Raw genomic sequence first — 20,216 nt, forward strand, 5'->3', positions numbered from 1 at the left:
CGAGCAGCAGGCAGGAAGCCGGAGATAAAGTCGTCTCGCTGCGGTCGAATGCGGCGGTCCGAGATTTCCTCAGTGATGCTGCGTCGGCAGACATCCCAGACGGACATTCTGCGAATGGTCGGAGCGAAAGGATTTGAACCTTCGACCCCTAGTCTCCCAGACTAGTGCGCTAACCGGGCTGCGCCACGCTCCGATGCCGTTTCGGCCCTGATGCTGTAGCGGCGAATGGCCGGCGGCGCAAGGCGGCTGGCGTCAATTCGCGGGTCGCAGACGGCCGAAACCGGACCCCTACCCGTCCTTCATCACCGCATCGAGCGCCTCGCGGCACGCGATCAGGTCTTGCAGCACTGCCCGCAGCGGCGCCAGGTCGACCGGCGGCCGTGCCGGCTCGGCTCGCGACTGCGGCAGATCGAGCGGCGGCAGTTTCAGGCGCGGCGGTGCCGGATGATCGTCGTCCTCGTCGTCGTGGGATTTGAAGCCGGGCCCGTCATTCGGCTCGTCCAAGACGGAGGCGTCGAACGCGGGCTCGTCGAGTTCTTCGTCAAACTCCGCAGCCCGCGCGGAGGCGCCAAACCTCGGCTCGTGCCGGTCCGCGGGGTGGGACTCCGGCCGCGTGGGCCGGCTCGGCGCAGGAGCCGCCGCGGCGCGCAGGTCCGGCTCGGCCATCGCGGCGTGCAGGTCGAGCCCCTCGTCCTCGCCCTCGTAATCATCGTCGTCGAGATCGATGCCGTGGCCGAGCGCGGGCTCGTAATCCTCCTCCGCGACGCTGCGGCCGATCGCTTCCTCGACCGCGCCGAACGTCGCGCTGGCCTCGCTGTCGGCAAGGCGCTGCACCGACTTGATGCCGTGCTCCTTGAGGATGCGCTGGACGCCGCGGATGGTGTAGCCTTCGCCGTACAACAGACGGCGGATGCCCTTGAGCAGGTCGACGTCATCCGGCCGGTAGTAACGCCGGCCGCCCGACCGCTTCATCGGCTTGATTTGCGAGAACCGCGTCTCCCAAAATCGCAGCACGTGCTGCGGAATGTCGAGCTCGGCGGCGACTTCGCTAATCGTTCGGAATGCATCCGGCGCTTTGTCCAAATGCAGTCTCCTAAATCAGTTGCCGGCCGATCCGGACGCGGTTTCGGACTTGTCGTCCGCCGTCGCACTCGACGACATCGGCGCGCCCGCCGCGCCATTGGCGTTGATACGCTGCTTGAGAATCGCCGACGGCTTGAACACCATCACCCGCCGCGGTGAGATCGGCACTTCTGTCCCGGTCTTGGGATTGCGGCCGATGCGCTGGCCCTTCTGCCGGACCAGAAACGAACCGAACGACGACAGCTTCACCGTCTCGCCCTTCTCCAGGCAGTCGGTGATCTCCTTCAACACCAGTTCGACAAATGCCGACGATTCCGTGCGCGACAGACCCACCTTCTGATAGACGGCCTCGCATAAATCGACACGTGTGACTGTTCTTCCGGTCCCGCTCATCGCCCGCCCCGCCTCACGGCGAAATGAAAAAACCCGTGCTGAAACTATGAGGTTAACAAGCGGCGGTCAACCTCCGGCAGCATTCAGAATAGCACGGAACGCAATGGAAATGCTGTTAAAACTTTACCCGCGCAACTACCAGCGGAGCAGCGCGGCACCCCAGGTGAAGCCGCCGCCCATGGCCTCGAGCAGCACCAAATGGCCCTTCTGGATGCGTCCATCGGCGACTGCGGTGGCCAAAGCGAGCGGAATCGACGCCGCCGACGTGTTACCGTGGCGATCCACGGTCATCACCACCTTCTGCGGCGCAATATGAAGCTTTTGTGCCGAGGCATCGATGATGCGCTTGTTGGCCTGATGCGGAACGAACCAATCGACATTGTCGGCGCTGGTGCCGCTGGCGTTGAACGCGTCGACGATCACGCCGGTGATCATGCCGACCGCGTGCTTGAACACTTCGCGACCTTCCATCCGCAGATGCCCGGTGGTCTGCGTCGTCGAAGGCCCGCCGTCGACATAGAGCTTGTGCTTGTGTGCGCCGTCGGAGCGTAGATGCGTGGTGAGCACGCCGCGATCCGCCGACGTACCCCACCCGCTTTGCGCTTCGAGCACGATCGCGCCCGCGCCGTCGCCGAACAGCACGCAGGTGCCGCGGTCATTCCAGTCGAGGATGCGCGAGAACGTCTCGGCGCCGATCACCAGTGCGCGCTTAGCAGAGCCGGCGCGCAGGAAGTTATCAGCAGTCGCCACAGCAAACACGAAGCCGGAGCACACCGCCTGAATATCGAACGCGACGCCGTGATGAATGCCGAGCGCGGCCTGGACCTGGGTGGCGGTCGCCGGAAACGTGTGATCCGGCGTCGAGGTTGCAAGCACGATCAGATCGATCGATTGCGCGTCGATGCCTGCATTGGCGAGCGCGGCCTCGGCCGCCTTGGTGGCGAGGTGCGAGGTGTATTCGCCCTCGGCCGCGATGTGGCGCTCGCGGATGCCGGTGCGCTGCACGATCCACTCGTCGGAGGTGTCGACCTTCGCGGCCAATTCGGCGTTGGTGAGGACCTTCTTTGGAAGATAGGCCCCACAGCCCAGAACCACCGAACGAACCACAGTCACGAGACAGCCTCCTGCGCGGTCGGCGCCATGACCAGCGCGCCTGCGTCACGATTGAGCGTTTGATTGATCTTGGTCAGGAGATCGTAGCGGACCATGTCATAGCCAACATCGACCGCATAGGCAAAGCCGTCGGCGCTGGTTCCGCCATGGCTCTTGACCACGATTCCGTTAAGTCCGAGGAAGACGCCGCCGTTGGACTTGTTGGGGTCCATCTTGTCCCGCAAAGCCTTGAAAGCGTCGCGGGCGAACAGATAGCCGATCCTCGAGCGCCAGGTCCGGGACATCGCGGCGCGGAGATATTCGGAAAGCTGGCGCGCCGTTCCTTCGGCGGCCTTCAGGGCGATATTGCCGGAGAAGCCTTCGGACACGATCACGTCGGCAGCGCCCTTGCCGATGCCGTCGCCCTCGACGAAGCCGATGAACTCGAAGCGCTGCGAATTCATCGCGCGCAGCAGCTCGGCGGCTTCGCGGATTTCTTCGCCGCCCTTGATTTCCTCGACGCCGATATTGAGCAGGCCGACGGTCGGGCGTTCAAGATCGAACAGCACGCTGGCCATCGCGGCGCCCATGACGGCAAGGGCCTTGAGATGGTGCGCATCGCCGCCGATCGTGGCCCCGAGATCGAGCACCACCGAATCGCCGCGCATCGTCGGCCAGGTCGCGGCGATCGCCGGGCGGTCAATGCCCGGCAGGGTGCGCAGGCAGAATCGCGCCATCGCCATCAGCGCGCCGGTGTTGCCGGCCGAGACGGCGACGTCAGCATCGCCCTTTTTCACCGCCTCGATCGCCTGCCACATCGACGATTTGTAGCGACCGCGCCGCAACGCCACGCTCGGCTTGTCGTGCATCGCCACCGCGACGTCGGTATGGATCACCTTCGCGGCGTTCTTCAGTGCAGGCTGGGCCGCCAGCTCCTTGTTGATCGCGGCACTGTCGCCGAACAGCAGGAATTCGGCATCGGGATGCCGACCAAGAGCGATTGCGGCGCCGGGGACGACGACCGAGGGACCGAAGTCGCCACCCATGGCGTCCAGTGCGATTCGAACCTTCTGAGGCATACAGTCCGGAGACCCGTTCGCTCGCGGTCAGAAGCGCTCGACCGCAACTTGATAATGCCCGAAGGCACTTGAGCGTGCAGCGCCACACGCCGATCGGGCCGGACAATAGCCGTTCTCGGCTCCGATACAACATCTTGACCGGGCAGATTTAAGTCGCATTCCGGGACAGAAAGATACGGCGCAGCGGCGAATCCTCGCCTTCTGACCAGCTGATGGCGGTACGGTCCTAATCGCCCTTCGGCTTACGCTTCGATCCCGGCTCGGCCGATGCCTTGAGCGCGCCGAGCGCAGCAAACGGATGTTCGTCGGGATCGTCGGCCTCGACGATCGGCTCGAACACCGCGTCAGGCTTGCGTGGATAGGGATTGATGCCGAGAAACAACGCATCGGCTGCGACCCGGCCAAGATCGATCACGCCACGGTCGATCGCCTCAGGCGGATCGCCGGGGTCCGGCTCGCCGTCGTCGTCGACGGTCTCGGACAGTTCGCGAATCTGCTCCGGCGGCACGAACATCAGGTCGATGGCCTCATCGATCGTGCTCTGCATCGGCTCGAGCGTCACCACGCACGTCTGGCCGATACTGGCCCGCACCCGGCCGGTGACATGAATGCGATTGCCGCTCAGCGGCGTCACATCGAACGACGCCTTCGCCGACGAAATGTCGTTCAATTCGCCGAGCACCGCCAGCGCCGCGCGCTCGGCCTCGTTCGCCTCGATCTCGCGATGCAGCCCGGTGTCCGGAATCTGCATCACCACCACTGGCACGCGCCAGGGATTATCGCCGCTCATCGTTGATCCTTCGGCTCAATCTGCCGGCAGCGCGGGAAACCGCAATTCGCCGGCCCGCAATTTCGGCGGCTCGACGGCGTCGAGCGTTTCGATCGCCTGGCGCACATAGGACGTCAGCCGTCGCGCATTTTCAATATCGGCGCCGTTGAGAACGTTCCGGTTGAGCGCGATCGCCAGCGCCTCGTCGCCTTCGGTCATCGCCAGATCGTACGCTGCCGAGCGGCCGTAGAACGCTTCGCCGAACGCCTGCATCCGCTTGGGCACCGACAGATCACCGACGCCGAGCTCGCGCAGATTGGCGTCGAGATCGCTGCAAAAGTAATCGAACAGCGCCTGGGCGAAGGGCGAGGCGTCCTGGACCGCCCGGATTCGCCGCAGCACCAGCCACAGATGCACGACGATCATCTCGAACCGGCCGTTTACTGTGTCGGCTACGCCATACTGCTGGTAAAACGCCGGCGCGCGCGCCTGCGCCACGATCATGCCATAGATCGCCTCGATGGTGCCGCGCGACGGCGTCCGGGGCGGACGGAAGTGGTTGAACGGCCAGATCATTGCGGGTTCCTGACGCGGGCCCTTCGGGATTGCAATCCGAATGCCTGCCCGGTACGTCAACGCCTTGCGAGATGCAAGGGGATGGAGCCTGCTTTCGGATGAGACATTCGATCGAACGAAGCCGTCGCGGCGGCCTGCGCGCGGCGGTCCGCCGTGGCATCGGCCCGGCGCTGGCGCTGGGACTGCTGGGCGCCGGCCTGTCGGCCTGTACATCCGAGCAATTCCAGAAGGGCTACATCCTGCCCACTGGGGCGCTCGAACAAATTCCGATCGGCGCCAGCCAGGATCAGGTGCTGATCGTGATGGGGACCCCCTCGACGGTCGCGACGCTGAACGGTGAAGTGTTCTACTACATCTCGCAACGCGCCGAACGCCCGGTCGCGTTCATGCCGCAGAAGGTGGTCGATCAGCGCGTCATCGCGATCTATTTCGACCAGAACCGCCAGGTTCGCCGCATCGCCAATTACGGCCTGCAGGACGGCAAGATCTTCGACTTCGTCAGCCGCACCACGCCGACCTCCGGCCAGGAGATGAGCTATCTGGCGCCGCTGTTCAGGCTGATCAGCTTCCGCTGACGCCGGCTCGTCCGCGCCGCGCCTACAGCACGACGCCCAAGCGCCGCGACACAGCGGCGCTTGCCGACCTGTGTTGCCGCATCTACGCTTCCTGAAAACAGAAAACGCAGGGAGCCAACGCCGTGACCCACCTTTCCCGCCGCCGCCTGGTCGGCGGAGCAGCAGCTTTGTCCGCAGCCGCCATCCTCCCCCGCAGCGCACTGGGCGACTGGCGGCCGACCGAGACCATCCGCATCATCGTGCCAGCTGCGGCGGGCGGCTCCACCGACGTGATGGGCCGGTTGCTCGGCCAGCAACTGCAGGCCGCGTGGGGACAATCGATCGTCGTCGAGAATCGCTCCGGCGGCGGCGGCACGATCGGCACCGCGGAGGCAGCGCGGCAGAAGGGCGACGGTCATACCATCCTGGTCGGCAACCCGGGCCCGAACGCGATCGCCTACAGCATCTTCAAGAACCTCAGCTACAAGCCCGATCAGCTGCAGCCGGTCTCCAACATGATCCGGATCCCGAACATCGTCTGCGCCCATCCGACGACCGGGCTGAAGTCGATTCCCGAGCTGATCGCGTATCTCAAGGCGAATCCGGACAAGCTGACCTGGGGCTCGTCCGGCGTCGGCCAGAGCCCGCATCTCACCGGCGCCTGGTTCTTGCAGCTCACCGGGCTGAAAATGACCCATGTGCCATTCCGCGGCGCCGGGCCGGCCTTGCAGGCCGCGCTCGGCGGCGACATCCAGATCCTGTTCGACAATCTCTATCCCAGCCTACCCCAGGTGCAGGACGGCAAGCTCACCGGGCTCGCCGTCACCACCACCGACCGCAGCGATCAGGCGCCGCAGCTGCCGACGGTGCGCGAGAGCGCGCCGGAGCTCGACAAGTTCGATGTGTCGTCCTGGTTCGGCGTGTTCCTGCCGAAAGGCGCATCGCCCGAAATCGTCACCGCGCTGAACCAACAGATCAAGCTGGTGCTCGAACGCGACGACGTCAAAAAGAACATCGCCGCCATGGGCGCCCGCCCCGACTACGGCACCCCGCAGCAATTCCAGCAATTCGTCGAAGCCGAAACTGCGAAGTTCAAAGGTATCATCGATCGCGAAGGATTGCAGATGGAGGTGAAGTAGCGGAGTGAGTCGGACTAGCTCGATGCTCGGCATTGCCGGCAACGGGGCAAGCTCCACGTAGCCGTCATTGCGAGCGAAGCTAAGCAATCCAGCTCAGTGCACGGAGCCGTTGGATTGCTTCGCTTCGCTCGCAATGACGGGGGACAACTCGCGAACTTGAGCGTGCAACAGCCTCCGCTTCACGCCAGCCCCTTGCCCCGCGCCCATTCCGCAATCAGCTCGTTGACCCGGTCCGGCGCATCCTGCTGCACCCAATGCGACACGCCGGGCAGCGTGCGCAGGGTGAAGTCGGCGACGTGCTTCTCGTTGCCCTTCGTCAGCGCAATGTCGAGCGCGAGGTCGTCCTCGCCCCAGATCATCAGCGTCGGCACCGTCAGCTGCGTAAGTGCACCGGCACTGCTTCCGAGCGCGCGGGCATTGGCTCGGTAGTAATTGATCATCGCGGTTGCCGCGCCGGGCTGGATGGCGTTGCGGCGATACAGCTCGATCTGTTCGTCCGGGATTTTGCTGCTGTGCTGGCGAAACATCCGCGCCAGCGGCTTGCCGAGTTCGCGCGTCATCAGCCATTCCGGAAGCCACGGCAGCTGGAAGAACGCCACGTACCAGGACTTGCGCTTCTGCCTCCAGCCGTCGGCGAGCACCCGCGCGAACACGTCAGGATGCGGCGCGTTGAGGATGATCAGCGCGTCCAGCGCGACCTTGCCGCGCAGCGCCGTCTGCCACGCAATCACGCCGCCCCAATCGTGCCCGATCAGGATCTTGCGTCGGCCACCCAGCACAGCAAACAGCGCTGCAACATCATCGGTGAGATGATCGATGTGATACACGGCTTTGCCGGTCGGACGGCTGGTGCCGCCATATCCACGCAAGTCCGGCGCCACCGCATGCCAGCCGAGTTCAGCGAGAAACGGCAATTGCCGCACCCACGACTGCCGGGCTTCCGGAAATCCGTGGAGCAGCAGCGCGGTGGTATCGCCCTCGCCGGCTTCGTCGATCGCGAAGCTGAGACCGTTGGCGGCCAGTGAGCTGGTGCGGATGGCGGCGGGCATCGCTCAGCCCGACTTGTTCATCTTCTTGATCTTGGCGTCGGTGGTCTCGATCGAACTCGCCAATTCCAGGATCGCTTTCGACAACAGCTCGATCGCCTCCTTCTGGTCCTGCGACTTCGACGCCCGCAACGCGTAGTTCTTGGCGGATGACAGCGACATCATGGCTCCTTTGCAAATCGTCATTGTAGGATGGGTTGAGCGCAGCGAAACCCATCGCATCCCGGCACTTTATCTCATTGGTCCGCTGTGATGGGTTTCGCTGCGCTCAACCCATCCTACAAGGCTTGAACAGAAGCCCACGGCTCGTCAGATTTAGCTTCTGTTGCCGGCCCAACCGTAGGATGGGTTGAGCGTAGCGAAACCCATCATCGGCTCAAGGTTCTCCAAAACCCTGCGCCATCTCGCGAACATCTCCGCCCCAATCGGCCGGATAGACCCCGTCGCGGACCATGGCTGCAAAAGACGAATACGGCCAATCGCGCGCGCGTCCGACATAGCCGTGCTTCACCGGATTGAAATGGATGTAGTCGGCATGCGCCGCGAAATCCTGCTCATCCCGCAGCGTATGCTCCCAAAATCGGCGCTGCCAGATGCCGCGCTCGGCCCGGCTTGCCCGGCTCGCGGAGATCGGCTCGACCGCAGGCTGAGCCCGCGAGAACGCCGCCTTGATCAAGCGCCAGCGCAGCGAGAAGTCCTTGTCGCCGTCGGGCAGCGTCCAGATCGTGTGAATGTGGTCGGGCAGCACGACAATTGCATCGATCGTAAAGGGATGCCGATCGCGCGCATAGCGAAACGCCCCGCGCAGTTGGTCGATGTGGGCGGTCAACAACGCCGACCGGCGATCAGCGAGCGCGACCGTGAAGAAAAAGCTGCCACCGGGCACGAAGTTGCGACGGTAGTTCGTCATGACGGCCGCAAGATGGGTTTCGCTACGCTCAACCCATCCTACGACAATGCTAAGTATGCTGGAAATGTGGAAATACGGAAACGCCCCGCAGCTTGCACCGCGGGGCTGCAATCCTCGGCGCCGACGCTTATTTCTCTTCCTCCATCGACACCGCCACACTGGCATTCGCCGACAGCCGCACCTTGTCGCCCTCGACTTCGGCCACCAGGCCGCCGTCGATGAAGTGGTGGTGGCCCTTGTGGCTACCCTCGCCGCTGTCCTTCTTGGTCAGCTTGATGCGATTGCCCTCGACCTTGTCGACGGTGCCGACATGCACGCCATCGGCGCCGATGACTTCCATATGCTCTTTGATTCCGCTTAAGCCGCTCATCTGGATGATCCTCTCGAAGGTTGCCCCCCGCTAACGCGCCGGGTTCCGAGAGGTTCAAACTCCCCAGGCCGTAGGATGGGTTGAGCGCAGCGAAACCCATCGCGCCGAGCGAACATCCTGCCATTGACTGCATCGGCGCGCGGTGATGGGTTTCGCTGCGCTCAACCCATCCTACGAGGGCCATACAAAAACCCCGCAGCTCGCGCCGCGGGGTTTCGTCAGATCCAACCCTTCCTGCCGCTTAGTGCGCCAGCACCGCCAGCAGCAACAGCGCCACGATGTTGGTGATCTTGATCATCGGATTGACGGCGGGGCCCGCCGTGTCCTTGTAGGGGTCGCCGACGGTGTCGCCGGTCACCGCCGCCTTGTGGGCGTCGGAGCCCTTGCCGCCGTGGTGGCCGTCTTCGATGTACTTCTTGGCGTTGTCCCAGGCGCCGCCGCCCGAGGTCATCGAGATCGCCACGAACAGGCCGGTGACGATGACGCCGAGCAGCATGGCGCCGACCGCCGAGAACGCCGCCGACTTGCCAGCCGCGCCGCCGCCGGCGATGGCGTAGATCGCGAAGTAGACGAAGATCGGCGACAGCACCGGCAGCAGCGACGGGATGATCATTTCCTTAATCGCCGCCTTGGTCAAAAGGTCGACCGCCTTGCCGTAGTCCGGCTTGTCGGTGCCCTGCATGATGCCCGGCTTCTCGCGGAATTGCCGGCGCACCTCCTCGACGATCGCGCCGGCGGCGCGGCCGACCGCGGTCATGCCCATCGCGCCGAACAGATACGGCAGCAGGCCGCCGAACAGCAGGCCGACCACCACGTAGGGGTTGTTCAGCGAGAAGTCCGGCGCGACGCCGACGAAGTACGGCGACTTGTTGGCGATGAAGAATTTGAGGTCTTCATTGTAGGCCGCGAACAGCACCAGCGCGCCGAGACCGGCGGAGCCGATCGCATAACCCTTGGTGACCGCCTTGGTGGTGTTGCCGACGGCGTCGAGCGCGTCGGTCGACTTGCGCACTTCCTTCGGCAGGCCGGCCATTTCGGCGATGCCGCCGGCGTTGTCGGTGACCGGGCCGAAGGCGTCGAGCGCCACGATCATGCCGGCCAGCGACAGCATCGTGGTGGTGGCGATGGCGATGCCGAACAGGCCGGCGAGGCTGTAGGTGACAAGGATGCCGGCGATGATCACCAAGGCCGGCAGCGCGGTGGCTTCCATCGAGATCGCAAGACCCTGGATGACGTTGGTGCCGTGACCGGTGACCGACGCCTGGGCGATCGACTTCACCGGGCGATAGTCGGTGCCGGTGTAGTATTCGGTGATCCAGATGATCAGCCCGGTGACGGCGAGGCCGACCACGCCGCACAGGAACAGCGCCCCGCCGGAGTAATTGACGCCCGGCAGCTGGCCGAACCCGACCAGCGCGAAGATCACGATGCCGACGCCGACAAGCGACAGCGCGCCGGTGGCGAGCAGGCCCTTGTACAGCGCGCCCATGATCGATTGCGACGGACCGAGCTTGACGAAGAAGGTGCCGGCGATCGAAGTCAGGATGCAGATGCCGCCGATGGCCAGCGGCAGCGTCATCACGCTCTGCAGCTGTTCCGGCGTCGCCGAGCCGAAGAAGATGGCCGCCAGCACCATTGTGGCGACCGCGGTCACCGCATAGGTCTCGAACAGGTCGGCCGCCATGCCGGCGCAGTCGCCGACATTGTCGCCGACGTTGTCGGCGATGGTCGCCGGGTTGCGCGGATCGTCTTCCGGAATGCCGGCCTCGACCTTGCCGACGAGGTCGCCGCCGACATCCGCCCCCTTGGTGAAGATGCCGCCGCCGAGCCGCGCGAAGATCGAGATCAGCGAAGCGCCGAAGCCGAGCGCCACCAGCGCGTCGATCACGGTACGGTCGCGCGGCGAAAGGCCGGCGAACTGGATCAGATAGATGAAGTACAAGGTGACGCCGAGCAGCGCCAGGCCTGCCACCAGCAGGCCGGTGATCGCGCCGGCCTTGAAGGCGAGTTCGAGGCCGCCGGCCAGCGAGGTGGTCGCCGCCTGGGCGGTGCGGACGTTGGCACGGACCGAGACGTTCATGCCGATGAAGCCGGCGGCGCCGGACAGGATCGCGCCGATGGCGAAGCCGATCGCCACGAGGACGCCGAGGAAGTACGCCAGCAGCGCGAAGATGACGATGCCGACAATGCCGATCGTCAGATACTGCCGCTTCAGATAGGCCTGCGCGCCTTCACGCACTGCGGCGGCGATTTCCTGCATCCGCGCGTTGCCCTGGTCGGCGGCGAGTACCGAAGAGGTCGCCCACGCAGCATATACGATCGCAAGCGCTCCGCAGAGCACGATCACCCATAAAGCTGTCATTCCTGATGCCTCAGTCCCGAGTTTCACCCCCGTGCCTGCGACGCGGGAGCGACGCGGGCGCGCAACAAGATGGCGTGCCCTCTTCCCGGGGCAGCCTCAAATCGGTGCGAACCTTGCCGCAATCACGGTTGCTCTGCAATCGCTGCGAACGGATGACAGCCGGCTTTTCCGGCCGCTCCGGACTAATTCCAGATCCCTCGAGGCTGACTATTACCTGTCGCTAAGCGTCAGAAATGACTGAACGACAGCGCTGTCAGCGAAACCTCACAACGGTTCGCATCCACCCATCGCGGCGCAACATGACCTTCTGCTGCAGTGCCGATCACCGCGCAGTCGACGCCGGCGCGTTGCGCCGCAGCGAGAAACTGATCGACACGGTTTGCTGCAACGCCGCAAAGTAACTCGTAGTCGTCGCCGCCACTGAGAACGCGTTGCAGTGCAGCAGCGCCGCTGTTGATCATGCTACGCGCCGCCGGTGACAGTGGCACGGCGGTGGCATCCAGCGTCGCGGTGACGCCGGAGGCGCGGCACATCTTGGCGAGATCGCCAGCGAGGCCGTCGGAGATGTCCATCGCGGCGCGGGCATGCTGGCGCACCACCTCGGCCAGCGCCGAGCGCGGCTGCGGCTCGCGGTAGCGGCCGACGAGGAAAGCGCGATCGGCCTCGCTGGCCGCGCTCGCCCGGCCCTGCAACAGATCGAGCCCGAGCGCGGCGTCGCCGATCGTGCCGCTGACGACGATAGCGTCGCCCGGCTGCAGCGCATCGCGCCGGACCATCGCGCCTTGCGGCACGCGGCCGAACGCGGTGACCGAGATCATCATCGGCCCCGGCGTCGACACCGTGTCGCCGCCGAGCAGCGGGCAACCGTAAGCCACGGCGTCGGCGCCGAGCGCCTCGGCAAACGGCGCGAGGAACGACTCGTCGGCACTCCGCAGCGCCAGTGTCAGCAAGAAGCCAGCCGGCACCGCGCCCTTGGCGGCGAGATCGGACAGATTGACCCGCAGCGCCTTGCGAGCAATCGCTGCCGGCGGATCGCCGGGAAGATAATGGACGCCCTCGACGATCGCGTCGGTGGTCAACACCAGGTCGCTCACCGACGCAGCCAGCACCGCGGCATCGTCCACCAGCCCGCGCGCCCCCGGATCGGTCGCCAGCGGCTTAAAGTAACGGGCGATCAGATCGTCTTCACCGGACATGTTGACCACGAGCTTGCGACCGGCTTCTGCGCCGATCTGGATATGTTTGGTTCGTCCGAAGGAGCAGTATCACAGCGGACGCGAGCTGGCGTCGGGCCGCCTTACGCCGGCGCCTCCTCCAGACGCACCGCGCGCAGCACCAGTCGCCGCAGCCAGGCGTGATCGGGCTCGGCATGGACCCGCTCGTGCCAGACCATGCGATAGCCGAAATTCGGCAGTTGCAGCGGCGGCTCGACGACGCAGAGCCGACTGTCGTCGGAAAAGTTCTCGGCTGCGCGGCGCGGAATCGTCAGCACCAGATCCGAACTCGCCGCCAGCAATGCGGCCGTTGCAAAGTACGGGATCCGCATCGCGACGTGTCGCGAGCGGCCGAGCACAGCCAGCGCATTGTCGACCGTGCCGGGTCCGCCGCCGACAATCGAGACCAGGATATGCGAGGCCGCGACGTAGTCGTCCAGACTGATGCGGCCCTGCTCGGCGTCAGCGATCGCCGGGTGCCCGGCCCGCAGCAGGCAGGCAAAGGTCTCGCGAAACAGATCCCGCGCGTGCAGATGCGGCGGCACCGGGTTGTCGCTGTACAGCGCCAGATCGACATCGGTCTCGCCGAGAGTCTTGAACGTCTGGCCGTCGACCGGGACGATCTCGACGCTGGCCCTCGGCGCCTCCACGCCCAACAGGCCGGCCAACCGCGGCAGGATCACTGTCGCGCCGTAGTCGGTCGTGGCGATCCGAAACACGCGCTCGCTGCGCAGCGGATCGAACGCAGGCCTTTCAGCCAGCACGTCGGCGATGCCGGCCAGCGCCTTCTGCACCGGCTCGAGCAGCTGGCTGCCGCGAACGGTCGGTCGCATGACGGTGCCGGCTTTGACCAGCAGCGCGTCCCCGAACACCTCGCGCAGCTTAGCCAAAGCGCGGCTGACGGCCGGCTGGCTCATCCCGGTCTGCTGCGCGGTCTTGGTCACGCTGCGCGTCTCCAGCAACGTCCTCAGCACCACCAGCAAATTGAGGTCGATGCGGTGCAGGTTTTCGTCTGCCGCCAAATTCTGCTCCTGCGGCTCACGTTATCCGCTACATGAAAAACGAGTATTCGCTACCCCGGCTTTCTGCAATACGCACGCGCGCCTAGATCGAGCGGGGTCCGACGCGATCGGCGTCGGGCGTGATGCCCAGCAGGAAAGGACCGCAATGGTCAGTTTCGTGATCAGCCGACGACGCCTGATGCTTGCGGCGGCGGTCGCTCCGACCGCCAATATCAGCGGCGCCACCTGCGCCAAGGCGCCGCCCGTGGTCCGCAACAGCGGCGCCTATCGCTTCCACGTCGGCGACATCCAGGCCACTGTGCTGAGCGACGGCCTCATCAGCGGCCCGCCCAGCGTCTATGCCAGCGACGCGCCCGAGGCCGAGCTGCACGAGGTGCTGCGGCGCGCGTTTCTGCCGACCGACGCGTTGACGCTCAACCTCAACACGCTGCTGATCGAAACCGGCGGCCGCCGCATCCTGCTGGAGGCCGGCGCCGGGCAGACCATGGGGCCGAACGGCGGCCGGCTGTTCGCCAATCTGCAGACGATCGGACTACGCCCCGAAGATATCGACGCCGTGGTGATTTCGCACACACATCCCGATCACATTGGCAATCTCCGCAACGCCGACGGCGGCAAGGCGTTTCCGCGTGCGACCGTCTACATGCCGGAAGCCGACTGGGCCTTCTTCATCCGCGGCGAGCCGGATCTGTCGTATCTGCCGGTCAGCGCCGATTTTCGGCAACGCTTCGCCGCGGCGATCAAGCGCAGCGTCGAACCGGTTGCTGCCGATGTGGAGCTGTACCGGGCCGGAGCTGAGATCGTGCCGGGACTCGCGACCCTGCCGGCCCTCGGTCATACGCCCGGCATGGCGGCGTTCCTGGTGCATTCCGGCTCAGACCAGCTGCTGCTCACCGCCGATCTTGCTTATCACCCGGTCGTCAACGTCGATCGACCGTGGCGCCCGGGCCCCGATCGCGACAAGGACACCGCGCTGCAGTCGCGCCGGCGGATCTTCGACCGCGCCGTGGCCGACAAGCTTCTTGTGCTGGGGTTTCACTATCCGTTTCCCGGCCTCGGGCGGATGCTCAAAACCGAAGCCGGCTACGCCTGGGTGCCGGCGAACCGGCAGTTTTGATGCGCTGGCCTCCGTATGTTGAGGCAACCCATCCGCGAGGCACAGCGGGCTCCCTCGCCCCGCTCTTGCGGGGAGAGGGTTGGGATGAGGGGCGACGCGGGCACTGAGTCTCGGCCGCGCGGAGAAGCCCCCTCACCCGACCCCGGCTTCGCTTCGCTCCGCCGGGTCGACCTCTCCCCGCGCGCGGGGAGAGGTTAGGTCGGAGCGTGGCGCTGATTACTTCGTAAACTCGTCGCCGCGAAACTGCCGGGCGATCTGGTCGAGCACGGCGTTGACCATGCCGGTCTCGTCCTTCTCGACGAAAGCATGGGCGACGTCGACATATTCGGAGACGACGACGCGCGCCGGGATGTCCTTGCGGTGCTCGAGCTCGTAGGCGCCGGCGCGCATGATCGCGCGCAGGATCGCGGTGATCCGCGCCAGCGGCCAGCCTTTGGCCAAGGCTTCGTCGATCAAAGGATCGAGCGTCTTCTGGTCGCGCACCACGCCGGACACGACGTCGCGAAAGAACGCCGCCTCGGCCGGCAGATACTGCTCGCCTTCGACCTCGTTGCCGATCCAGTGGCTTTCGAATTCGGCGAAGGTGTCGTTGATGCCGGCGCCGCCGACGTCCATCTGGTACAGCGCCTGCACGGCCGCGAGCCGCGCCGCGCCGCGGCGATTGGCCTTGCGCTCTCCGGGCTTCTTGTCGCCCGGTTTGGGCTGCGACTTGAACGGTTTGCGGGGTTGCTCGGCCATGATCAGGCCTTCGCCAGCCGGCGCTTGATGCGCAGCATCGCCAGAGCGGCGCGCGCGGCGTCGCCGCCCTTGTTGAGGTCGCCGGGCTTGGCCCGCGCCCAGGCTTGCTCGTCGTTATTGACGGTGATGATGCCGTTGCCGAGCGGGAATTTGCGCGCGACGCTGAGGTCCATCAGCGCCCGGGCCGATTCCATCGAGACGATCTCGAAATGGATGGTCTCACCGCGCACCACGCAGCCGAGCGCAATCGCCGCGTCGTAAGGCTTGCCGGCGGCCTCCGCCGCCTCGATCGCGATCGCGACCGCTGCGGGAATCTCCAGCGCGCCCGGCACGGTCAGCACATCGTGGGTCGCGCCGGCGGCCTTCAGCTCGGCGACCGCGCCCTCGAGCAGGGCGTCCTGGATGTCGTCATAGAACCGCGCCTCGACGATCAGGACGCGCGCGCCCGCAATGTCGGTCTGGTCTTTCAAGGGAGCGCGCCGCGCGTCTGCCATTCTTCAATCCTGATCTGTCGTCATGGCCGGGCTTGACCCGGCCATCCATCGTCTTCGGGAACGATGGACGCTCTTGTTAAGAGGATGGATGCGCGGGTCAAGCCCGCGCAAGACGCCCTCTTCCGTGTCGGCCGTTATTTCGTCTCGCTCAGCCGCGCGGCATAGCGGGCCATCAGGTCGACTTCGAGATTGACCGGGCTGCCGACCTGCCAGCCGCCCAGAATGGTGGCGGACAGTGTGTGCGGGATGATCAGCACCGAGAACCGGTTGTCCTCCACAGTGTTGACCGTCAGCGAGGCGCCGTCGAGCGTCACCGAGCCTTTTGGCGCGATGAAGCGCGCCAATTCGCGCGAGGTTTCGAGCGTGAAACGCGCCATGTCGGGCAGCTCCTCGCGCGCCACGATGGTGGCGACGCCGTCGACATGGCCGGTGACGATATGGCCACCGAGTTCGTCGCCGATCTTCAGCGCACGCTCGAGGTTGAGCCGGGTGCCCGCGGTCCAGCCATTCGCCGTGGTCTTCGCCAGCGTCTCGGCGCCGGCGTCGACCTCATACCATGTTCTGCCGCTGTCGACGCCAGAGCCGACCACGGTCATACAGATGCCGTTGCTGGCGATCGAGGCCCCATCGATGATGGTCGACTGATCGTAGGCGCAGCGAATGCGCAGCCGGTGCAGCTGCCCCTGCGCAACCGGCTTGACGGTTTCGATCTCGCCGATGTCGGTGACGATGCCGGTGAACATGAAGGCCTCTCAGATGCGGTCGTAGATGGTGAGCATGTCGTCGCCGACGCGCTCGTTGCTGCGTTCGCGCCACTCCGGTGCGGCGGTGATCGCGGCCAGCGGCAAATCGTCCAGCGCGGCGATGCCGCCCTCGCTGATCGGCGCCGGGCCGCGCAGCAGCCAGATCTCGTCGGCGAGCCGGCCGGCGACGATGGCCCGCGCGGTACGTGCGCCGCCTTCGACCAGCAGCCGGGTGACGCCCTTCTCGGACAGTTTGCGCAACACCGCCGGCAGATCCAGCCCCGGCGCATCGGCGCAATCGGCGACATGGATCACTTCGGCGCCGGCGGCGCCGAGCCGCATCGCGCTCGCGGCTTCGGCGATCTCGGACGCCATCAGCCACAGCGGCGTCTGCCGCGCCGACTGCACCAGCTTGGAATCCGACGGGATCCGCAGGCTGCGGTCGAGCACGACGCGGATCGGCGACTGCGCCGCCATGCCGGGCAGCCGGCAGGTCAATTCCGGATCGTCGGCCAGCACGGTGTTGATGCCGACCAGGATCGCGTCCGACTGCGCGCGCAGTAGGTGCACCCGCGCCCGCGCCGCTTCGCCGGTGATCGCGACCGGCTTGCGTCCCGCGGCGGCGATCTGGTCGTCGGCCGACACGGCCAGCTTGAGCACGACATGCGGCCGCTGTTCGCGGACCCGTAAGAGATGCCCGGCATGGTCGCGCGCGGCTTCGTCGGCGCACAGCCCGACCTCGACCGCAATGCCGGCGTCGCGCAGCCGGGCATGCCCCTGCCCGCCGACCAGCGGATTGGGATCCTCGATCGCCGACACCACGCGCGTTACACCGGCGGCGATCACCGCATCGGCGCAGGGCGGCGAGCGGCCGTGATGCGCGCACGGCTCCAGCGTGACGTACAGCGTCGCGCCGCGTGCCGCCTCGCCGGCCCGGCGCAGCGCCTCGACCTCGGCATGCGGCCGGCCGCCATCCTGGGTCCAACCGCGGCCGATGATGACGCTGTCTTTGACCAGCACCGCGCCGACCGCCGGGTTGGTGCCGGTTCGCCCGAGCCCGCGGCGGCCCAACGTCAGCGCCAGCTGCATGTAGCGAAGATCAGCGGCAGCGGCCGCCGGCGCCAGCGTCTTAACGCCCTCCTTGGCAGCCTTTTCGGCGGCCAGCTTGGCGCCGTATTGCTCTTCCAGGATGCGGAAGATCATTTGCGGACCAGCGCCGGCCGGATCTCGTCCTCATTGGTGAGTTCGCCGAGCACCGCCTCGAAATCCTTGGCCTCGCGAAAATTGCGATACACCGAGGCGAACCGCACATAGGCGACGTCGTCGAGCTTGCGGAGGTGATCCATCACGATCTCGCCGATCGTCTCCGACGAGATGTCCGCCTCGCCGCCGCTCTCCAGTTCGCGGACGATCGCCGACACCATCTGCTCGACGCGGTCCGGCTCGACCGGCCGCTTGCGCAGGCTGATCTGCACCGAGCGCACCAGCTTGTCGCGGTCGAACGGCACGCGGCGGCCGTTGCGCTTGATCACCGTGAGTTCGCGCAGCTGCACACGCTCGAAGGTAGTGAAGCGGAAATTGCATGCCACGCACACCCGCCGCCGCCGGATCACCGAGGAATCCTCGGTCGGCCGGCTATCCTTCACCTGGGTATCGAGGCTGTTGCAGTTCGGGCAGCGCATCGCGACGCGTCCTCAGAGCGGTCCGAGGGGATCGGTCCCTCACCTTTCGTCATGGCCGGGCTCGTCCCGGCCATCCACGCCTTTGACCGCCTCCACGCTTTGAAGGCGTGGATGCCCGGGACAAGCCCGGGCATGACGGGTGATTAGTCGTTACTGATAGATCGGGAAGCGGTCGGTCAATTCCTTCACCCGCTGCTTCACCGAGGCCTCCACCAGCGGCGCCGAGCCTTCAGGCGATTGCGCAATCGCATTCAGCACTTCGGCGATCAAGTTACCAACCTGCTGGAACTCGGCGACACCGAATCCGCGGGTCGTCGCCGCCGGAGTGCCGAGGCGCAGGCCCGAGGTGACGAAGGGCTTCTCCGGGTCGAACGGGATACCGTTCTTGTTGCAGGTGATGGCGGCGCGAACCAGCGCCTTCTCGGAGACGTTGCCCTTCAGCCCCTTCGGCCGCAAATCGACCAGCATGAGATGGTTGTCGGTGCCGCCCGAGACCAGATCGAAGCCGGCCGCGCGCAGCGTTTCCGCAAGCGCCTTGGCGTTTTCGACAACGTTCTTCGTGTAGACTTTGAAGTCCGGTTGCAGCGCTTCCTTGAACGCCACGGCCTTGGCGGCGATGACGTGCATCAGCGGGCCGCCCTGCAGACCGGGGAAGATCGCCGAGTTGAATTTCTTCGCCAACGCCTCGTCGTTGGTCAGGATCAGGCCGCCGCGCGGACCGCGCAGTGATTTGTGAGTCGTGGTGGTGACGACATGGGCGTGCGGCACCGGCGAGGCATGGACGCCGCCCGCCACGAGACCGGCGAAGTGCGCCATGTCGACCATGAAATACGCCCCGATGCTGTCGGCGATCTCGCGGAAGCGCTTGAAGTCCCAGGCGCGCGGATAGGCCGAGCCGCCGGCGATGATCAGCTTCGGCTTGGTCTCTTCGGCCAGCTTGGCGACCGCATCCATGTCGATCAGCTGGTCTTCACGGCGGACCGTGTAGTGCACCGGCTTGAACCACTTGCCGCTCATGTTGACCGGCGCACCATGGGTCAGATGCCCGCCGGCAGCGAGGTCGAGGCCCATGAAGGTATCGCCCGGCTGCAGCAGCGCCAGGAACACGGCCTGGTTCATCTGGCTGCCGGAGTTCGGCTGGACGTTGGCAAAGCCGGCACCGAACAGCTTCTTGGCGCGCTCGATCGCCAGATTCTCGGCGACGTCGACGAATTCGCAGCCGCCGTAATAGCGATGGCCCGGATAGCCCTCGGCGTATTTGTTGGTCATCACCGAGCCCTGCGCTTCCAGCACCGCGCGGCTGACGATGTTCTCGGAGGCGATCAGCTCGACCTCGTGACGCTGGCGGCCGAGTTCGCCCCGGATCGCGGCGGCGATCTCGGGATCGGCCTGCTCGAGCGTGGCGGAGAAGAAGCTGTCGGGCGCGGAGGCGGTGTTCGCTGATGTGCTCATGGGCAATGTCTCCACCGCCGCAGCCGGTTCAGCCGGTGCGAGCGGTTACAGGATAGCGGTTCGGAAGCGGCGGCTGCCGCATAGCACATCCAGACCGCCCGGCCAAGGACGCCGCCACCATTTGCGGCCACGCGCCCTGGTCAGACCCAGATATGGTGGATGGGAGGCGTTTGCAGGAGGGATGCGCGGTCGACTTGATCAGCCCATCGTGAACCGATCGCCCTGCATCCGACGCGGCCAGCCAATGCCTCTCCCCAACGCCCCCCTCCCCCTTGCGGGGAGGGGTCGGGGGTGGGGGTCCCCAGGCACAGCGCGAGCTGAGCCAACCGTAACCCGCTGAGCGAAGCGCCTATCGCATCTCGCGCTGTATCACCTGCTCTT

Annotated in this window: 22 protein-coding genes and 1 tRNA gene; 3 read left to right on the forward strand and 20 right to left on the reverse strand. The window is 65.9% G+C overall.

Annotated features, from left to right (window positions below; translation table 11 throughout):
• Positions 1-115 precede the first annotated feature (115 nt).
• From D4Q52_RS00060 to D4Q52_RS00090, 7 genes are all read right to left on the reverse strand, one after another.
• Positions 116-193, reverse strand: a tRNA-Pro gene (locus D4Q52_RS00060).
• A 95-nt stretch (positions 194-288) separates the two neighbouring features.
• On the reverse strand, positions 289-1,083 hold the full coding sequence (locus D4Q52_RS00065; RefSeq protein WP_119854508.1) for a MerR family transcriptional regulator: 795 nt from the start codon (positions 1,081-1,083) through the stop codon (positions 289-291).
• Between the two features lie 15 nt (positions 1,084-1,098).
• The gene (locus D4Q52_RS00070) at positions 1,099-1,476 is read right to left on the reverse strand and encodes an integration host factor subunit alpha (protein ID WP_119854509.1); all 378 of its coding nucleotides are present in this window, start codon (positions 1,474-1,476) and stop codon (positions 1,099-1,101) included.
• A 135-nt stretch (positions 1,477-1,611) separates the two neighbouring features.
• Entirely contained in the window at positions 1,612-2,589 is a 978-nt protein-coding gene (locus D4Q52_RS00075) for a beta-ketoacyl-ACP synthase III (protein ID WP_119854510.1), read from the reverse strand.
• A complete protein-coding gene (plsX, locus tag D4Q52_RS00080) occupies positions 2,586-3,647 on the reverse strand; it encodes a phosphate acyltransferase PlsX (protein WP_119854511.1) in 1,062 nt (353 codons plus the stop codon). The genes D4Q52_RS00075 and plsX overlap by 4 nt, the downstream gene beginning before the upstream one ends.
• A gap of 226 nt (positions 3,648-3,873) precedes the next feature.
• Entirely contained in the window at positions 3,874-4,437 is a 564-nt protein-coding gene (locus D4Q52_RS00085; protein WP_119854512.1) for a YceD family protein, read from the reverse strand.
• A 15-nt stretch (positions 4,438-4,452) separates the two neighbouring features.
• Positions 4,453-4,992, reverse strand: a complete 540-nt coding sequence (locus D4Q52_RS00090; protein WP_119854513.1) for a ubiquinol-cytochrome C chaperone family protein — start codon at positions 4,990-4,992, stop codon at positions 4,453-4,455.
• A gap of 98 nt (positions 4,993-5,090) precedes the next feature.
• Between D4Q52_RS00090 and D4Q52_RS00095 the strand changes: the two genes are divergently transcribed.
• Together D4Q52_RS00095 and D4Q52_RS00100 are read left to right on the forward strand one after the other, a co-directional pair.
• Entirely contained in the window at positions 5,091-5,567 is a 477-nt protein-coding gene (locus D4Q52_RS00095) for an outer membrane protein assembly factor BamE (RefSeq protein WP_119854514.1), read from the forward strand.
• Positions 5,568-5,689: 122 nt separating this feature from the next.
• A complete protein-coding gene (locus tag D4Q52_RS00100) occupies positions 5,690-6,685 on the forward strand; it encodes a Bug family tripartite tricarboxylate transporter substrate binding protein (RefSeq protein ID WP_119854515.1) in 996 nt (331 codons plus the stop codon).
• A gap of 179 nt (positions 6,686-6,864) precedes the next feature.
• On the opposite strand, the gene D4Q52_RS00105 is transcribed toward D4Q52_RS00100, so the two are convergent.
• The 7 genes from D4Q52_RS00105 to D4Q52_RS00130 form a co-directional block, all read right to left on the reverse strand.
• Positions 6,865-7,734 carry an alpha/beta fold hydrolase gene (locus D4Q52_RS00105; RefSeq protein WP_119854516.1) on the reverse strand — a complete coding sequence of 290 codons (870 nt, stop codon included), beginning with the start codon at positions 7,732-7,734 and terminating at the stop codon, positions 6,865-6,867.
• 3 nt (positions 7,735-7,737) lie between these two features.
• Positions 7,738-7,893 (reverse strand): hypothetical protein, encoded by a 156-nt coding sequence (locus D4Q52_RS26360; RefSeq protein ID WP_182915169.1) that lies wholly within the window; start codon positions 7,891-7,893, stop codon positions 7,738-7,740.
• A gap of 214 nt (positions 7,894-8,107) precedes the next feature.
• Positions 8,108-8,641, reverse strand: a complete 534-nt coding sequence (locus D4Q52_RS00110) for an REP-associated tyrosine transposase (RefSeq protein WP_119854517.1) — start codon at positions 8,639-8,641, stop codon at positions 8,108-8,110.
• Positions 8,642-8,768: 127 nt separating this feature from the next.
• The gene (locus tag D4Q52_RS00115; protein WP_119854518.1) at positions 8,769-9,011 is read right to left on the reverse strand and encodes a DUF2171 domain-containing protein; all 243 of its coding nucleotides are present in this window, start codon (positions 9,009-9,011) and stop codon (positions 8,769-8,771) included.
• A gap of 241 nt (positions 9,012-9,252) precedes the next feature.
• Positions 9,253-11,373 (reverse strand): sodium-translocating pyrophosphatase, encoded by a 2,121-nt coding sequence (locus D4Q52_RS00120; protein WP_119854519.1) that lies wholly within the window; start codon positions 11,371-11,373, stop codon positions 9,253-9,255.
• Between the two features lie 227 nt (positions 11,374-11,600).
• Positions 11,601-12,569, reverse strand: coding sequence for a thiamine-phosphate kinase (thiL, locus tag D4Q52_RS00125; protein ID WP_119854520.1), 969 nt, complete (start codon positions 12,567-12,569; stop codon positions 11,601-11,603).
• A 101-nt stretch (positions 12,570-12,670) separates the two neighbouring features.
• A complete protein-coding gene (locus tag D4Q52_RS00130; protein ID WP_119854521.1) occupies positions 12,671-13,609 on the reverse strand; it encodes a LysR family transcriptional regulator in 939 nt (312 codons plus the stop codon).
• A 145-nt stretch (positions 13,610-13,754) separates the two neighbouring features.
• On the opposite strand from D4Q52_RS00130, the gene D4Q52_RS00135 reads away from it, so the two are divergent.
• Entirely contained in the window at positions 13,755-14,726 is a 972-nt protein-coding gene (locus tag D4Q52_RS00135; protein WP_182915170.1) for an MBL fold metallo-hydrolase, read from the forward strand.
• 216 nt (positions 14,727-14,942) lie between these two features.
• Here D4Q52_RS00135 and nusB read toward each other — a convergent pair whose 3' ends face one another.
• From nusB to glyA, 6 genes are all read right to left on the reverse strand, one after another.
• Positions 14,943-15,464 carry a transcription antitermination factor NusB gene (gene nusB, locus D4Q52_RS00140; protein ID WP_119854522.1) on the reverse strand — a complete coding sequence of 174 codons (522 nt, stop codon included), beginning with the start codon at positions 15,462-15,464 and terminating at the stop codon, positions 14,943-14,945.
• 2 nt (positions 15,465-15,466) lie between these two features.
• Entirely contained in the window at positions 15,467-15,958 is a 492-nt protein-coding gene (gene ribH / locus D4Q52_RS00145) for a 6,7-dimethyl-8-ribityllumazine synthase (RefSeq protein WP_119854523.1), read from the reverse strand.
• Between the two features lie 134 nt (positions 15,959-16,092).
• Positions 16,093-16,701: a riboflavin synthase gene (locus D4Q52_RS00150; protein WP_119854524.1), complete on the reverse strand. Its 609-nt coding sequence runs from the start codon at positions 16,699-16,701 to the stop codon at positions 16,093-16,095.
• 9 nt (positions 16,702-16,710) lie between these two features.
• Complete coding sequence (gene ribD / locus D4Q52_RS00155; RefSeq protein ID WP_119854525.1) at positions 16,711-17,904, reverse strand: bifunctional diaminohydroxyphosphoribosylaminopyrimidine deaminase/5-amino-6-(5-phosphoribosylamino)uracil reductase RibD; 1,194 nt, start codon at positions 17,902-17,904, stop codon at positions 16,711-16,713.
• Entirely contained in the window at positions 17,901-18,383 is a 483-nt protein-coding gene (gene nrdR / locus D4Q52_RS00160) for a transcriptional regulator NrdR (protein WP_054162851.1), read from the reverse strand. Before nrdR ends, ribD begins: the two co-directional genes overlap by 4 nt.
• 150 nt (positions 18,384-18,533) lie before the next feature.
• Complete coding sequence (gene glyA / locus D4Q52_RS00165; RefSeq protein ID WP_119854526.1) at positions 18,534-19,835, reverse strand: serine hydroxymethyltransferase; 1,302 nt, start codon at positions 19,833-19,835, stop codon at positions 18,534-18,536.
• Positions 19,836-20,216: the final 381 nt, after the last annotated feature.

This window comes from Rhodopseudomonas palustris, from assembly GCF_003591005.1.
Lineage (GTDB): Bacteria > Pseudomonadota > Alphaproteobacteria > Rhizobiales > Xanthobacteraceae > Rhodopseudomonas > Rhodopseudomonas palustris_K.

Coding starts and splice junctions, on each gene's coding strand:
- D4Q52_RS26360 (WP_182915169.1), bottom strand. CDS start 7,893: ATGTCGCTGTCATCCGCCAAGAACTACGCGTTGCGGGCGTCGAAGTCG.
- D4Q52_RS00110 (WP_119854517.1), bottom strand. CDS start 8,641: ATGACGAACTACCGTCGCAACTTCGTGCCCGGTGGCAGCTTTTTCTTC.
- D4Q52_RS00150 (WP_119854524.1), bottom strand. CDS start 16,701: ATGTTCACCGGCATCGTCACCGACATCGGCGAGATCGAAACCGTCAAG.
- ribD (WP_119854525.1), bottom strand. CDS start 17,904: ATGATCTTCCGCATCCTGGAAGAGCAATACGGCGCCAAGCTGGCCGCC.
- D4Q52_RS00135 (WP_182915170.1), top strand. CDS start 13,755: ATGGTCAGTTTCGTGATCAGCCGACGACGCCTGATGCTTGCGGCGGCG.
- D4Q52_RS00120 (WP_119854519.1), bottom strand. CDS start 11,373: ATGACAGCTTTATGGGTGATCGTGCTCTGCGGAGCGCTTGCGATCGTA.
- D4Q52_RS00095 (WP_119854514.1), top strand. CDS start 5,091: ATGAGACATTCGATCGAACGAAGCCGTCGCGGCGGCCTGCGCGCGGCG.
- nrdR (WP_054162851.1), bottom strand. CDS start 18,383: ATGCGCTGCCCGAACTGCAACAGCCTCGATACCCAGGTGAAGGATAGC.
- D4Q52_RS00090 (WP_119854513.1), bottom strand. CDS start 4,992: ATGATCTGGCCGTTCAACCACTTCCGTCCGCCCCGGACGCCGTCGCGC.
- ribH (WP_119854523.1), bottom strand. CDS start 15,958: ATGGCAGACGCGCGGCGCGCTCCCTTGAAAGACCAGACCGACATTGCG.
- D4Q52_RS00070 (WP_119854509.1), bottom strand. CDS start 1,476: ATGAGCGGGACCGGAAGAACAGTCACACGTGTCGATTTATGCGAGGCC.
- D4Q52_RS00105 (WP_119854516.1), bottom strand. CDS start 7,734: ATGCCCGCCGCCATCCGCACCAGCTCACTGGCCGCCAACGGTCTCAGC.
- plsX (WP_119854511.1), bottom strand. CDS start 3,647: ATGCCTCAGAAGGTTCGAATCGCACTGGACGCCATGGGTGGCGACTTC.
- thiL (WP_119854520.1), bottom strand. CDS start 12,569: ATGTCCGGTGAAGACGATCTGATCGCCCGTTACTTTAAGCCGCTGGCG.
- nusB (WP_119854522.1), bottom strand. CDS start 15,464: ATGGCCGAGCAACCCCGCAAACCGTTCAAGTCGCAGCCCAAACCGGGC.
- D4Q52_RS00085 (WP_119854512.1), bottom strand. CDS start 4,437: ATGAGCGGCGATAATCCCTGGCGCGTGCCAGTGGTGGTGATGCAGATT.
- D4Q52_RS00115 (WP_119854518.1), bottom strand. CDS start 9,011: ATGAGCGGCTTAAGCGGAATCAAAGAGCATATGGAAGTCATCGGCGCC.
- glyA (WP_119854526.1), bottom strand. CDS start 19,835: ATGAGCACATCAGCGAACACCGCCTCCGCGCCCGACAGCTTCTTCTCC.